The sequence below is a fragment of the Arthrobacter sp. P2b genome, from assembly GCF_900168295.1.
In the GTDB taxonomy this organism is placed as follows: domain Bacteria; phylum Actinomycetota; class Actinomycetes; order Actinomycetales; family Micrococcaceae; genus Arthrobacter.
The window spans coordinates 59261-73010 of the sequence record NZ_FVZL01000007.1 but is presented as its reverse complement, the minus strand read 5'-3'; the positions used below and the strand labels follow the sequence as shown (position 1 = coordinate 73010).

Genomic DNA, 13750 nt, shown 5'->3' with positions numbered 1-13750 from the left:
CCTAATGCCCCTAACCGGGGGGCCCGGCGGTTCCCCACGCGGGGGACTGCCGGTAGGGGGAACCGGCCCGATGCCCGGTCCTACCCCCGGCCCATACGTTTGATTCAAGCCCAGCAACGACGCAGGGCGAACCGCAACTCATAGAAAAGCAGGGGACCTTCAAATGACACTCGCAAACGATCTCGTCCAGTTCCTCATGAACCTCTTCGGAGACCGCCAGGCCGCCCAGGACTTCCTGGATGACCCGGAGAAGGTCCTTGAAGACCACGGACTTGGCAAGGTCTGCTCGGCAGACGTCGACGCCGCAATGCCGGTAGTCCTGGACTACGCTCCGGTCACCGTCAACGCCTCCCGCTTCGACCGGGAGTACAACACCGGCGGCAACCGCTCCCACACTGACGACAACGGCGGCGGCGGCAGCACCGGTGGCGGCAACCATGGTGGAGGCCACCACGGCGGCGGCCACCACGGCGGCGGCAACGGCGGCGGCAACAACCACGGTGGCGACGACCACGCGCACGCAGTCCAGCAGCTGCACCACGTTGTGAACAACTACTCCTACACCTCCACAGTGGATGACCGCGACACCATCACGGACCAGTCCGTGAACCAGAACATCTGGGCCGACGGCGACGTCACCCAGTGGTTCGACAACGACTCGGTGGTCGCTTCCGGTGACCGTGCCATCGCCGCCGGCGACGACGCCGACGTCGAGGACTCCAACAACATCGAGGATTCCTACAACACGGACAACTCCACGGATAACTCCACGGACAACTCCATCCGCGCCGGCGGCGACGTCAACATCGGCAACGAAGAGACCGATATCGAGGACTCCTTCAACACCGACGTCGACATCGATGCCGACATCGACGACTCGTTCAACGACAACTCCGACAACTCCACCAACAACGACCTGGAGGTCGACGTCGAGGATTCGTTCAACGACAACTCGGACAACTCCACCAACACCGAGGTCGACGTTGAGGATTCGTTCAACGACAACTCGACGAACACCGAGGTTGACGTCGAGCTCGAGGATTCCTTCAACACGGACAACTCCGAGACCACCGAAGTCGCGATCGAGGACTCCTTCCAGGACAACTCCACCGAGACGGAGGTCGAGCTGAACGATTCCTTCAACGACAACTCGCAGACCACCGAGACCGATGTCGAGGTAGAGGTCGAGGATTCCTTCAACCCGGTCAACGTCGAGGACAACGTTGTTGTCGCCGACAACGAGCTCGAGTTCACTGAGGACAACTCCATCAACACCGATGTGAACGTAGAGGACAACAACCTTGCACTCGCCGCGGACGACGCCGAGGCCACGGCGGGCTAGCAGCCAGTCCGGACAGGAAAGCCCGGCAGGAGGTTCCCACCTCCTGCCGGGCTCTTCCCAACCCATCCCACGTTCCAATTCGGGGCTCAACGCAAAAGGAAACGCTGTGGCAGAAGCAGGACCGGCAAAATCGACAACACCGGCCACCGCCGGGCAACTGGTCAGACTCGTGGAGCATGGACTCACACTGGTTGGCACGGGCGACAGGGCAGATCTCCGCAAGCGCCTGGACCAGACCATGGGACGGCTCAAGGATCCCAGCATCCGCGTCATCGTAGTGGGTGAATTCAAGCAAGGCAAAAGCAAGCTCATCAATGCCCTGGTCAACGCGCCGGCATGCCCCGTTGACGACGACATTGCCACATCGGTCCCCACCGTGGTCCGGTACGGTGATCCGGCCTCGGCGGCCATCCTGGTTCCGAAAGCCGATGGGGATGCCGGCGACGAAGGCACCGTTGAACGCCAGCAGATCCCCATGGCCGATCTCCCGGCTTACGTTTCCGAGCAGGGAAACCCCGGGAACAGCAAGAAGCTCGTCGCCGCCGAGGTTTACCTTCCCCGCAAGGTCCTCACCGGAGGGCTCACCGTCATCGACTCGCCCGGTGTTGGCGGCATGGGCTCCTCCCACACCCTGACTACCCTTACGGCTTTGCCCACCGCCGATGCCATGCTCCTGGTTTCAGACGCCTCCCAGGAGTACACCGAACCGGAACTGCGCTTCCTCCGCCAGGCCATGCGGATCACCCCCAGCGTTGTGGGTGTCCTGTCCAAGACCGACCTGTACCCGGACTGGCGGCGGGTGGAGGAGACGGACCGGTTCCATCTAAGCAAGGTGGCCCCCGACATCCCGCTGTTCCCGGTCTCGTCGGACCTCCGCCTTGAGGCCGCACGCCTGCAGGACAGCGAGCTGAACAACGAATCCGGCTTTCCCGGGCTGATCAGCCACCTCCGGAACGAGATCGTGGGTAACGCTCAGCGCCTGCAGCGGCGCTCTGTCAGCCAGGACCTGCTGTCCGTCACCGAGAACCTGCGCCTCTCCCTGCAGACGGAGCTGGAAGCACTGGAAAACCCTGCAGGCACGCCCCAGATGATCGCGCAGCTGGAACTGGCCCGCGCCGAAGCCGACGACCTCCGGAAACGGTCCGCACGCTGGCAGATCACCCTCAACGACGGCATCAGCGACCTCATCGCCGACATGGAGTACGACCTCCGGGACCGTCTCCGCCGCATCCAGCGGGAAGCCGAGACCGCCATCGACCAGGGAGATCCTGGCCCTACCTGGAATGAGTTTTCCAAGTGGCTGGAGGAATGCGCGGCCGCTGCCATCTCCGACACCTTCGTCTGGACCAACGAGCGTGCCCAGTGGCTGGCAGCCCAGGTGGCTGAACACTTTGCAGCCGATGAGGTGTCGTTGCCGGTGATGCGGGTGTCCGACTCCGGTGACGCACTTGACCCCGTGGACGCGATGCCGGGCATGGAGGATGGACGCATCAACCCGATGCAGAAGGTACTGATCGGCATGCGCGGATCCTACGGCGGCGTGCTGATGTTCGGCCTCCTCACCGGCATCTTCGGTATGGCATTGATCAACCCGCTCTCGGTGGGCGCCGGCCTGCTGCTGGGCCGCAAGGCATACCGGGAGGACAAGGAAGCCCGGCTCAAGCGCCGGCAGGGCGAAGCCAAGGCCCTGGTCAGGCGACAGATCGATGACGTCACCTTCCAGGTAGGCAAGCAGCTGAAGGACCGGCTGCGGCTGGTCCAGCGTTCCATCCGCGACCACTTCACCGAAATCGCGGAGGAACACCACCGCTCCCTGACGGATTCGGTGACGGTAGCGCAAAAGGCAGCCACCACCTACGCCCTGAAGAAGGACGTCCGGATCCGGGAAATCAAGGCGGAGCTGAAGAAGGTGGATGCGCTCCACCGGGCAGCGGAAGTTGTTGCGGCCGAAGTGGCCGGCAGCAGGAAACTGTCGTCGGTGGCGGTCTGATGACTGCCACAACTGTTTCCGGAGCCGCCAGCCTGGTCCAGGAGGCATTGAAAGCCTACGGGGATGATGACGCAGCAGCCGCCGTGCTGCGGGGTTACGCCCGAAGGCTGGCGGAGCCGTTGCGGATTGCCATCGCGGGAATGGTGAAAGCCGGAAAGTCCACGCTGCTTAACGCGATCATCGGCGAGGAGATAGCTCCCACGGACACCGGGGAATGCACCCGCATCGTCACCTGGTACCGCCATGGCCACACGCCACGGATCACGCTGCACCCGAAGACCGGCGAACCACGGAACCTGCCACTCAAACGCGTGGACGGCCGGCTGGTGTTCGTGCTGGGGGACGTGCAGGCGGAGGACGTGGACCGGCTGGATGTGGAGTGGCCGTCCCCGATGCTCCAGACCATGACCCTGATCGACACCCCCGGCATCGCTTCGCTGTCCGAGGACGTATCGGCACGGTCCACCAGCTTCCTCACGCCCGAGGACACACCATCGGAGGCGGATGCCGTCATCTACCTGATGCGCCACATGCACGCATCCGACCTGCGCTTCCTCGAATCCTTCCGGGACACGGAAGCGGGCCGCTCCGGCACGGTCAACGCACTCGCCGTGCTGTCCAGGGCTGACGAGGTGGGCGCCGGCCGGATCGATTCGCTGCTGTCCGCAGGCGAGATCGCCGAAAGGTACCGTCGGGACCATAACCTGCGGAAGCTGGCATTGGGGGTTGTCCCGGTGGCAGGGCTCCTCGCCCAGAGCGCCCGGGCCATGCGCCAGCAGGATTTTGTGTCGCTCCAACAGCTGGCCGGACTGGACCGAGCAGACCGCGAAAAGATGCTGCTCTCGGCCGACAGGTTCCTCCGGTCCACAAGCCCGGAATCGCTCACCGCGGAGGCCAGGGCTTCCCTGCTCTCGAGGTACGGGCTGTTCGGCATCCGGCTGGCCGTGGTCCTGATCCGAAACGGCTTCGATGAACCAACACCGCTGGCGCACGAGCTCGCCCGGCGCAGCGGCCTGGATCCCTTGCTGGACCTGCTGGGCCGCCAGTTCCAGGCCCGCGCCGAGGCGCTGAAGGCACGGACCGCGCTGGTGGGCGTGGAGTCCCTGCTGCGCACCTCACCCCGCCCGGGAACGGAGCATCTGGCCGCCGCGCTGGAACGGCTGCAGGCAAACGCCCACGAGTTCCGGGAACTGCGGCTGTTGGCGACGCTCCGGACCACCGGTGTGCCGCTGAGCTCCGAGCTGGCGAACGAGGCCGAGGGCCTGATTGGGGGGTGGGGCGCTGCATCCCACGTGCGCCTGGGGCTGGATGCGGACGCGACGCCGGACGAACTGTCCGATGAGGCGCGCCGCTTCCTGCTGCGGTGGCGCGCCGTGGCCGAAAACCCGCTGACGGACAGGTCAGCCCTTGACGCCTGCCGCGTGGTCATCCGCAGCTGCGAGGGCATCCTGGCGGAATCCTCCGCCCGTCAGCGCCACCGCCAGCCGGCCTAAGCATACCGGTGATAGAGCCTGTCGAAACCCGGTTTCGACAGGCTCAACCACCGTGAGTCCGGTGGTTGAGCTTGTCGAAACCCAGTTCAGCTCAACCACCGACTAAGCGGGCCGGCTCGACTTAAGCCAGGCGCCGGATGAAGGCAGGAAGAACAGCACCAGCCCGATCAGGGCCAGGAGCAGCTCGGCACCCCAGAGCAGCATGACGTAGCTGCCGCCCTCGCCGTCGGGAACCAGGAACGCGGTGGCCACCAGCATGACCAGGGCATGGCCGGCCAGCAGCGGGACCAGGGCCCAGCGTGCCCAGCTCTGGCGGCCCAGCACCACCCCCAGCATGACGGCCTCCAGGAGCATCACCAGCAGGAGGGCGCCGCCGCTTCCCCAGAAGACGATGCCGGTGGCCGTGGTGACAGCTTCGGCGTCACCACCGGGAGCCATCTCCTCCACCACACTGCGAAGCCGCTCCAGATGGCCGTCGCGGGTGAGGAAAGAGCCCACCAGTACGGCGAGCCCCGCCACGAAGCTGACAAGCCACAGGGTCCTGCCGTGCCGGATGGTTCCGGGCGCGGGCGGGATGACGGCGATCGGTGCCGGGGCGGAATACGAGAAACCGGGCCGGGGCGGCGGCGCGTGCTGGGTGGGCGGCGGCGGTACCGGCTGGCCGGTTGGGGAATCTGACTGGGTAGGGCTTGGCCCGTCTGGCGGGGAGGCGGTCCCGGAGGGGTCGGTCCGCAGCCGTTCTTGTCCGTCAGATTCGTGAGCCATGCGTCCTACTTCAGTCCGTCGGTATCGTGCTCGTCAGTTTCGTGCTTGTCTTTCCCGCCGTCGCCGTCCTTGGCCTTGGCATCCAGATCTTCCTCGAGCTTCTTCAGCCTGGCAGCCTCGGCCTCCTGGCGGCGGCGGACCTCGAGCTTGCGGAGGAAGTCCGGATCATCATCCGGAGCTGCGGGATGGCGGTAATTCTGCTGCTGCGGGGATGTCCCGCGCGGCCGCCCGATGAGCAGCCACAGGATGGCGCCCAGTACGGGAAGGACGATCATGACCACAATCCACGCAGGCTTTGAGATCCCACGCGTGAGGCGGCCATCGGTCCGGATCACGTCCACGAGGCCATACACAAAGATGACGAGGACTGCCACGGCCAAAGCCACACGGAGGAGCATGCCATTAAGTCTATCGTCAGGAGGCCCACGGAACCGCGGGCGGGAGGCCGCTAAACTTGAATGTGGCCTTTTTGAAATATTCCCTGATCCGCCTGGCACTCTTCGTGCCGTTGTTCGTGCTCTTCACCCTCCTGCAGCTGGGCGTGCTGATGTCCGTCATCTGCGCAGCACTCATTGCCTTTGCCGTCAGCTACCTCTTTTTCCAGAAGCAGCGGGACGCGGCAGCCGCCGCCCTGCACCACCGGTTCTCCGGCAAGGCCAAGCCGCTCCGCTCAGCCGGCGAAGTCCAGGACGCCCACGCTGAGGACTCCCTGCTGGACGCCAACCCGGACGTCGCCATCAGCAACGACGCCAAGGATCCCAAGGCGCGCGGCTAACCGAAGCGGCTAACGCAAAGCCCTAGAACCCGTGGCCGAGCACCAGGCCCAGTGAGAACAGCACGCTGTAGCCGAGGTTGATCAGGCCGGTCTGCTTGAGCACCGGGATGAGGCTCTTGCGCTTGCGGCCGTTGATCATCAGCCACGAAGGCATCAGGCAGGCCGGAATCAGCAGCAGCACGATCAGCATCCACGGCCGGCCCGGAGCCAGGATTATGACCAGCAGGATGGCCAGGGCCAGCATCAGCACATAGCTCTCCCGTGCGTGCTTGTCGCCCAGCCGTACCGCCAGCGTCTTCTTGCCCACCTGCATGTCCGTGGGAATGTCCCGCACGTTGTTGGCCATGAGCAGGGCGGTGGCGATCAGCCCGGTGCCGATGGCGCCGATGATGGCGGGCAGGTTGATCTGTCCCGCCTGGGTGTAGGTGGTGCCCAGGGTGGCCACCAGGCCGAAGAACACGAACACGAAAACGTCGCCCAGGCCCATGTAGCCGTACGGGTTCTTGCCGCCGGTGTAGCCCCAGGCCGCCATGACGCAGCCCAGGCCCACCAGGATCAGCCACCAGCTCTGGGTGATGACCACCAGGACCAGCCCGAACACCATGGCCGCGGCGAACGTGCCGAACGCGGCCCTTTTGACGTGCTCCGGTTTGGCCGCCCCCGAACCGACGAGGCGCAGCGGCCCCACGCGGTCGTCGTCCGTCCCGCGGATGCCGTCCGAGTAGTCGTTGGCGAAGTTCACGCCCACCTGGAGCAGGAGGGCCACCAGCGCTGCCAGGATGGCGTTGAACAGAAGGAACGAATCCATCTCGTAGGCGGCGGCAGAGCCGATCAGCACCGGCGCAATCGCAGCCGGCAGTGTTCGGAGTCGTGCGCCTTGGATCCATTGTGCGGCTGTGGCCACGGTCAGTACCTCATGTTGGTTCGGGAGTTCGGCGGGGCGAAAAGCACGTTCCCGCCGCAATGGTGCACGTCCACTCTACTTTCCCTGGTGCAGGGCGCTGAGTTCGGCGGTCATGGCCAGCCGGTCGGGTTTGCCGTTGGGCAGCATCCGCAGCGAGGACGCGGCCAGGACGGTTTTGGGGGCCAGGATCCCCAACGTGCGCCGCCACTCCTGTTCAAGCACGACGGCGTGGTCCCCGCTTGCCTCCGGACTGCCGCCGGCCTGTGCGGTGGCTTCGCCCGCCAGCGCCACGTAGGCCGCCACGGCCTGGCCCCACTCTGCGGAAGGCACCCCTGCCACGAAAGCCGCGGCGACGGCGTCGGACTTTTCCAGCTCTTCCTGGATGTGGGCGGCGGAAACCTTCACGCCGCCGGTGATGATCACGTCGTCCAGCCTGCCCAGCACGTTCAGGCGGCCGTCGTCGTCGATGCTGCCCAGATCGCTGGTGCGGTACCAGCGGACGCCGTCCTCCTCGAAGAAGGTGCCGGATTCCTGGTCCGGGGCTTCCAGGTAGCCGGCGGCGATGGTGTCGCCGCCCAGCAGGATCCTGCCGTCCCCGTCCACGCGGACCGAGACTCCCTCCAGCGGGTAGCCGTTGTAGACGCAGCCGCCGGAGGATTCGGCGGAACCGTAGGTGGTGACCACGCGCACGCCGGCCTCCCGGGCTGCCGCCAGCAGGGATTCCGGTGCCGGCGCGCCGCCCAGCAGGACGGCGTTGAAGCGGCGGAGCACAGCCAGCGTCTCCGGGGAAGGGTCGTCGAGGAGCCGCTGCAGCTGGGTGGGGACCAGGGAGGTGAAGCGGATTTTGTCCGTCAGTTCCAGCGCCGCGGCCGTGAAGGCCTCGGGGGTGAACCCGCCGGACATGTCCATGACCCAGGGGCGGGTGCCGGCGAACAGGGAGCGGACAAGTACCTGGATCCCGGCGACGTACTGCACGGGCAACGCCAGCAGCCACTGCCCTTCGCCCTTGAGCGCCAGCGCCGTGGCCATGGAGGATGCGGCCAGCGACTCCACGGTCAGGACGGTAGCCTTGGGCGATCCGGTGGAACCGGAGGTGCGGACCACGGCCACGGCGTCATCGCAGCCGGGCGTTTCGATGTGGCCCACCACCAGGGCGCCGTCCGCGCCGATGGAGAGTTCGACGGCGGGGCCCTCGCCGTGGAGGGCGGCCGCGAGGGCTTTCAGGGCCGGTTCGATGTTGAGGGGGCCGCTATTCAATGCCGTTCCTGCCTTAGAAGTAGTGCGGGAAGCTGGACCAGTCGGGGTCGCGTTTTTGCAGGAAGGCTTCCTTGCCCTCCACCGCCTCGTCGGTCATGTACGCCAGCCGGGTGGCCTCGCCGGCGAACACCTGCTGGCCGGCCAGCCCGTCGTCGGCAAGGTTGAAGGCGAACTTCAGCATCCGGATGGCCTGGGGCGACTGCCGGGCGATATCGGCGGCGTACTCCAGGGCAACCTCCTCAAGGCGCTCATGGTCCACGGCCTCGTTGACCGCGCCCATCCGGACCATGTCCTCCGCGGAATATTCGCGGGCCAGGAAGAAGATCTCCCGGGCGGACTTCTGCCCGATCTGCCGGGCCAGCAGCGCCGAGCCGTAGCCGGCGTCGAAACTTCCCACCGTGGCGTCCGTCTGCTTGAACTTGCCGTGCTGGCGGGAGGCGATGGTGAGGTCGGAGACCACGTGCAGGGAGTGGCCGCCGCCGGCAGCCCAGCCGTTGACGACGGCGATGACCACCTTGGGCATGGTGCGCATGAGCCGCTGGACTTCCAGGATGTGGAGCCGGCCGGCGCGGGCGGGGTCGATGGTCTCCTGCGTCTCGCCGTCGGCATAGCGGTAGCCGTCCCGGCCCCGGATCCGCTGGTCGCCGCCGGAGCAGAACGAGTGGCCGCCGTCCTTGGGGGAGGGGCCGTTGCCGGTGAGCAGCACGGTGGCAACGTCCGGGGTCATGCGGGCGTGGTCCATGGCCCGGTAGAGCTCATCCACCGTGCCGGGCCGGAACGCGTTGCGGACCTCGGGCCGGTTGAACGCGATCCGCACGGTGGGCAGGTCACGCACCCAGGTGCCGTCGGCGTCGCGCTCCACCTGGCGGTGGTAGGTCATGTCCTGGAAGTCCTCGAACCCGGACACCACCCGCCAGCGGGTGGGATCGAAGACGTCGGACACCGGGGCGGGGATTTGGTTGCTCACCGTCCAAGTCTAGTAATCGGGCTCAGCTGATGCAGAACTCGTTCCCCTCGGGGTCGGCCATGGTGTGCCAGGAATGCGGGCCCTGGTTGGCCGTCCACAGGAAGGAGGCGCCCCTCGCTTCCAGCTCGCTGCGCACCTCGTCCTTGTCCCGGCCGGCGAGGTTCACGTCCCAGTGCACCCGGTTCTTGACCACCTTTTCGTCCTCACCGGTCTGGAACAGGAGGCGCCGTGCCGGGGCTTTCGCCTCGATTTCCTCGGGCGGCCGGATAGCGGCACCGTCCCGCCACACCAGGTTTCCGCGGTGCGTCATGGTCTGGTCCTCGGTGGCGAAGCCCTGGTCGATCATGGACCGGATAAATGTGGCGTCCTGCGGCTCCACCGACCACTGCAGGGTTTCGGCCCACCAGTCGGCAAGCTCGTGCGGCTTCTGGCAGTCGATGACAATCTGGATGTTCAGTCCCATCCACCCAAGGTACGGCGGCAGGTGCCCCGGCGATAGATGCTTGAGGAAACGTGCCTGACCCCGCGTTGGGTGCTTAGGCAGGCACTTGCTGGATCTGCTCGAAGAGTTCCGGCGGGATGGCATAGATGAAGACGACGGCCAGCAGGTTCTTGGCGGCGTGGACGAAGTAGGAGAACATCAGGTTCCTGCCGGTCCAGACATAGACGAACACCAGGGTTGCACCCATGGCAAGGTACGGCAGCAGGGCGGTGAGCGTGATGGCTTCCTGTCCCGCGATGTGGATGCTTGCGAACAGGACGACGGACAGGGCACAGCACACCCAGATGTTGACGCGCCGGCTGAGCTTGCCGATCAGCAGGTGCCGGAAGATGTACTCCTCCACGAATGGGCCAACCACCACCACCACCGGCACCATCAGCCAGGCGGGGACCTGCTGCATCAGTTGCTGCAGTCCGGCCTGGTTTTCCGACGTCTGCACCTCGCCGCCAATCGCCACCACGATCGCCGTCAGGATCAGCATGGCCACCACTGCTGCGGGCACCATCATCAGCGTGAACCACGGCCGGGTGGCGAGGACCTTCAGGTCGCGCGCCACGACCCGGCGCGCGGCGAGCAGCGCCAGGATGCCCACCGAACCGTAGAAGAGCAGGTTCACGGCGTAGGACGCAGCCGCCGGACTCGGGGCCACCTGCCGCAGGAAGGGTGCCAGGAGGTTCCCGGCCACGGTGAAGAACCCGGCGATCGCCACGTACATCGCCAGCGTGGCGAAATCCAGGGGCGAGAAGCGGTACAGCTGTGGCTGCGGTGCGGGCGGTACGCGGTGGACGGTGGCCATACTTCAGCCTAGCCTCCCAACCAGGTAGCGCTAACTGTCGTTATGGGGCCTCATAACGACAGTTAGCGCGACCTAGTTGGGCGGGTGCGTCGCGAGGCGGGATGGCGCCGGGTGTTCCGGGGAACGTTGGTCAAGAAAACGTGCTTCGCCTAGAATATTCGGTATGCCTAAATCTATGTTTCGGTGCGCCAAAGTAGCCGCCCGGACCAGCGCCGCGCGGACGGTGCGCTTCCGCGCCGCAGCCGTTGCCGCCGTCGTGCTTTCCCTCCTCCTGACCGCCTGCGGAGGCGGGGCTGAGGGCAACGGCGACGATGGCAAGAAGGTAGTCCTGACCACCTTCACGGTTTTGGCCGACGTCGCCCGGAACGTTGCGGGGGACAAGCTCACCGTGGAGTCCATCACCAAGGCCGGCGCCGAGATCCACGGCTACGAGCCGACTCCGGGAGACATCCGGAAGGCGTCCAAGGCGGACCTGATCCTGGACAACGGCCTGAACCTGGAAGCGTGGTTTGGCCAGTTCGTGGAGGGCCTGGATGTGCCCCACGCAGTGGTCAGCGAGGGCGTGGAGCCCATGTCCATCAGCGAGGACGCCTACCAAGGCAGACCCAACCCGCACGCCTGGATGTCGCCGCTGAACGTCAAGGTGTACGTGGACAACATGGTGAAGGCATTCTCAGACCTGGATCCGGACAATGCCGAAACCTTCAAGGCCAACGGTGAGGCCTACAAGGCCGAGCTGCAGGCTGTGCAGGACCAGATGACGTCCAGCCTTGCCGGTGTTCCGGAAAACCAGCGCGCCCTGGTCACCTGCGAAGGGGCCTTCTCCTACCTGGCCCGCGACGCCGGGCTGAACGAGCTCTACATCTGGGCAGTTAATGCCGAGCAGCAGGCCACGCCGCAGCAGATCACCCGGGCCATCGAATACGTCAAGGCGAACAACGTGCCTGCCGTCTTCTGCGAATCCACCGTCTCCGACGCCCCCATGCAGCAGGTGGTGGGCGCCACCGGCACCAAATTCGGCGGCACGCTTTACGTCGATTCGCTCTCCGAAGCCGACGGTCCGGTTCCCACCTATTTGGACCTGATCCGCCACGACGCGGAGGTCATCACCAAGGCGCTGACCGGAGCGGGGTCATGACCACCCCCGCCATCCTGGTGGACAACGTCACCGTCCACTACGGCGAGGTCCTGGCCCTTGATGCGGCGTCCCTGTCCCTGGATCCGGCGCGGATCTGCGGGCTGGTGGGCATGAACGGCTCCGGCAAGTCCACCCTGTTCAAGGTGATCATGGGAATGATCAAGCCCGACGCCGGCACCGTCCGCATCAATGGACAGTCACCTTCGCGGACGCGCAGGGAAGGCGGGATCGGCTATGTGCCGCAGAGCGAGGACGTGGACTGGCAGTTCCCGCTCTCCGTCCGCGACGTGGTGATGATGGGCAGGTACGGCCACCAGGGCTTCACCCGCCGCGCCTCCAAGGCGGACCGCGCAGCCGTGGACGAAGCACTGGACCGGGTGGAGCTCGGAAGTTATGCCGGGCGGCAGATCGGCCAGCTGTCCGGCGGCCAGAAGAAGCGCGCCTTCGTAGCCCGGGGAATCGCCCAGGGAGCCACCACCATGCTCCTGGACGAACCCTTCGCAGGCGTGGACAAAAGATCCGAAGCCACCATCACCCGGCTCCTCCGTGAGCTCGCGGGAGACGGCTGCACCATCCTGGTCTCCACCCACGACCTGCACGCCTTGCCGCAGCTCTGTGACGAAGCCGTCCTCCTGATGCACAAGGTCCTGATGCACGGGCCCCCGGAACTGGTGCTGCAGCCGGAAAACCTGGCGATGGCCTTCGGCCTGGACGTGCTGAACCGGGACACCGCAAGCAGCGAAACGAAACCTCATCCCGGCACCCAAACCCGCGACGGCCAGCCCCGCGACGGCCAGCCCGCCAACGGCGGAAGGCAGGCCGTCTGATGGAACTCCTCTTCGAGCCCCTGACCTACGACTTCATGGTGCGCGCCATCGTCACCACCGCGCTCGCCGCCGTCGTCTGTGCCGTGCTCAGCTGCTGGCTCGTCCTGATCGGCTGGTCCCTCATGGGTGACGCCGTCTCGCACGCGGTGCTTCCCGGCGTCGTACTGGCGTACATCGTGGGCGCCCCGTTCGCCCTGGGGGCCCTGGTGTTTGCCCTGGTTGCGGTGACCCTGATCGGGGTGGTCCGGAACACCAGCAGGGTCAAGGAGGACGCCGCCATCGGCATCGTGTTCTCCTCGCTGTTCGCGCTCGGCCTGGTGCTGATCTCGGTCACGCCCAGCCAGACGGACCTCAACCACATCATCTTCGGAAACCTGCTGGGCGTCAGCGTCCCGGACCTCATCCAGGTGCTGGTCCTGGGTGTGGTGGCGTTCGCCATCCTGATCCTGAAGCGGCGGGACCTCACCCTCTACGCCTTCGACCCCACGCACGCGCACGCCATCGGGCTGTCGCCGAAACGGCTCGGGGCTCTGCTGCTTGGCCTGCTCGCCCTTACATCGGTGGTGGCGCTGCAGACCGTGGGCGTGGTGCTGGTGGTGGCCATGCTCATCATTCCCGGTGCCACGGCCTACCTGCTGACGGACCGGTTCTCCCGGATGCTGGTCATCGCCCCCACGGTGTCGGCCGTGTGCTCCATCGCCGGCATCTACATCAGCTACTACCTGGACACGGCGTCGGGCGCCATGGTGGTGCTGACGCAGGGAGTGGTGTTCGCGCTGGTCTACCTGTTCAGCCCCCGGCAGGGCCTGATCGGGACCCGCATGGCCAAGGCCCGGCGTAGACGGACTGTCGCAGCGGCTTAGCAGGCCAGTTTATTAGCAGCCGATTCGACGGTTCCCTGGGCACTCGATTTTGCCCGCCGTCGACCTTGCAGGGAACCGTCTAAGCGGCCACCCCCGAAAATCGGTGAGGTTTGCGTTAAGGGATCTTTACC

General features: G+C 66.0%; 14 protein-coding genes. 7 read left to right on the top strand and 7 right to left on the bottom strand.

Going from position 1 to position 13750, the window contains the following annotated elements; all coding sequences use genetic code 11:
- Positions 1-163 precede the first annotated feature (163 nt).
- The 3 genes from B5520_RS13055 to B5520_RS13045 all read left to right on the top strand — a co-directional run bounded on the left by B5520_RS13055 (position 164) and on the right by B5520_RS13045 (position 4825).
- A complete protein-coding gene (locus B5520_RS13055; protein ID WP_079597499.1) occupies positions 164-1342 on the top strand; it encodes an IniB N-terminal domain-containing protein in 1179 nt (392 codons plus the stop codon).
- A 106-nt stretch (positions 1343-1448) separates the two neighbouring features.
- Positions 1449-3332 carry a dynamin family protein gene (locus B5520_RS13050; protein ID WP_079597498.1) on the top strand — a complete coding sequence of 628 codons (1884 nt, stop codon included), beginning with the start codon at positions 1449-1451 and terminating at the stop codon, positions 3330-3332.
- Positions 3332-4825, top strand: a complete 1494-nt coding sequence (locus B5520_RS13045) for a dynamin family protein (RefSeq protein ID WP_079597497.1) — start codon at positions 3332-3334, stop codon at positions 4823-4825. Before B5520_RS13050 ends, B5520_RS13045 begins: the two co-directional genes overlap by 1 nt.
- 102 nt (positions 4826-4927) lie before the next feature.
- On the opposite strand, the gene B5520_RS13040 is transcribed toward B5520_RS13045, so the two are convergent.
- A complete protein-coding gene (locus tag B5520_RS13040) occupies positions 4928-5590 on the bottom strand; it encodes a hypothetical protein (protein ID WP_079597496.1) in 663 nt (220 codons plus the stop codon).
- Between the two features lie 5 nt (positions 5591-5595).
- Entirely contained in the window at positions 5596-5988 is a 393-nt protein-coding gene (locus B5520_RS13035) for a PLD nuclease N-terminal domain-containing protein (RefSeq protein WP_079597495.1), read from the bottom strand.
- Positions 5989-6050: 62 nt separating this feature from the next.
- Here B5520_RS13035 and B5520_RS13030 point away from each other — a divergent pair, with 62 nt between their 5' ends.
- Entirely contained in the window at positions 6051-6365 is a 315-nt protein-coding gene (locus B5520_RS13030) for a DUF4229 domain-containing protein (RefSeq protein ID WP_079597605.1), read from the top strand.
- 22 nt (positions 6366-6387) lie between these two features.
- Here the strand turns inward: B5520_RS13030 and B5520_RS13025 are convergent, their stop codons facing one another.
- The 5 genes from B5520_RS13025 to B5520_RS13005 form a co-directional block, all read right to left on the bottom strand.
- Positions 6388-7269, bottom strand: a complete 882-nt coding sequence (locus B5520_RS13025; protein ID WP_079597494.1) for a 1,4-dihydroxy-2-naphthoate polyprenyltransferase — start codon at positions 7267-7269, stop codon at positions 6388-6390.
- A 75-nt stretch (positions 7270-7344) separates the two neighbouring features.
- Positions 7345-8526, bottom strand: a complete 1182-nt coding sequence (locus tag B5520_RS13020) for an AMP-binding protein (protein ID WP_079597493.1) — start codon at positions 8524-8526, stop codon at positions 7345-7347.
- 13 nt (positions 8527-8539) lie between these two features.
- Positions 8540-9493: a 1,4-dihydroxy-2-naphthoyl-CoA synthase gene (locus B5520_RS13015; RefSeq protein ID WP_079597492.1), complete on the bottom strand. Its 954-nt coding sequence runs from the start codon at positions 9491-9493 to the stop codon at positions 8540-8542.
- Between the two features lie 22 nt (positions 9494-9515).
- Positions 9516-9956 carry a VOC family protein gene (locus tag B5520_RS13010; RefSeq protein WP_079597491.1) on the bottom strand — a complete coding sequence of 147 codons (441 nt, stop codon included), beginning with the start codon at positions 9954-9956 and terminating at the stop codon, positions 9516-9518.
- A gap of 73 nt (positions 9957-10029) precedes the next feature.
- Complete coding sequence (locus B5520_RS13005; protein WP_079597490.1) at positions 10030-10791, bottom strand: CPBP family intramembrane glutamic endopeptidase; 762 nt, start codon at positions 10789-10791, stop codon at positions 10030-10032.
- 163 nt (positions 10792-10954) lie between these two features.
- Between B5520_RS13005 and B5520_RS13000 the strand changes: the two genes are divergently transcribed.
- The 3 genes from B5520_RS13000 to B5520_RS12990 are packed head-to-tail and all read left to right on the top strand — an operon-like array spanning position 10955 to position 13619.
- On the top strand, positions 10955-11929 hold the full coding sequence (locus B5520_RS13000) for a metal ABC transporter substrate-binding protein (RefSeq protein ID WP_217700330.1): 975 nt from the start codon (positions 10955-10957) through the stop codon (positions 11927-11929).
- Positions 11926-12756, top strand: a complete 831-nt coding sequence (locus B5520_RS12995) for a metal ABC transporter ATP-binding protein (protein WP_254865566.1) — start codon at positions 11926-11928, stop codon at positions 12754-12756. Before B5520_RS13000 ends, B5520_RS12995 begins: the two co-directional genes overlap by 4 nt.
- Positions 12756-13619 carry a metal ABC transporter permease gene (locus B5520_RS12990; RefSeq protein WP_079597488.1) on the top strand — a complete coding sequence of 288 codons (864 nt, stop codon included), beginning with the start codon at positions 12756-12758 and terminating at the stop codon, positions 13617-13619. Before B5520_RS12995 ends, B5520_RS12990 begins: the two co-directional genes overlap by 1 nt.
- Positions 13620-13750: the final 131 nt, after the last annotated feature.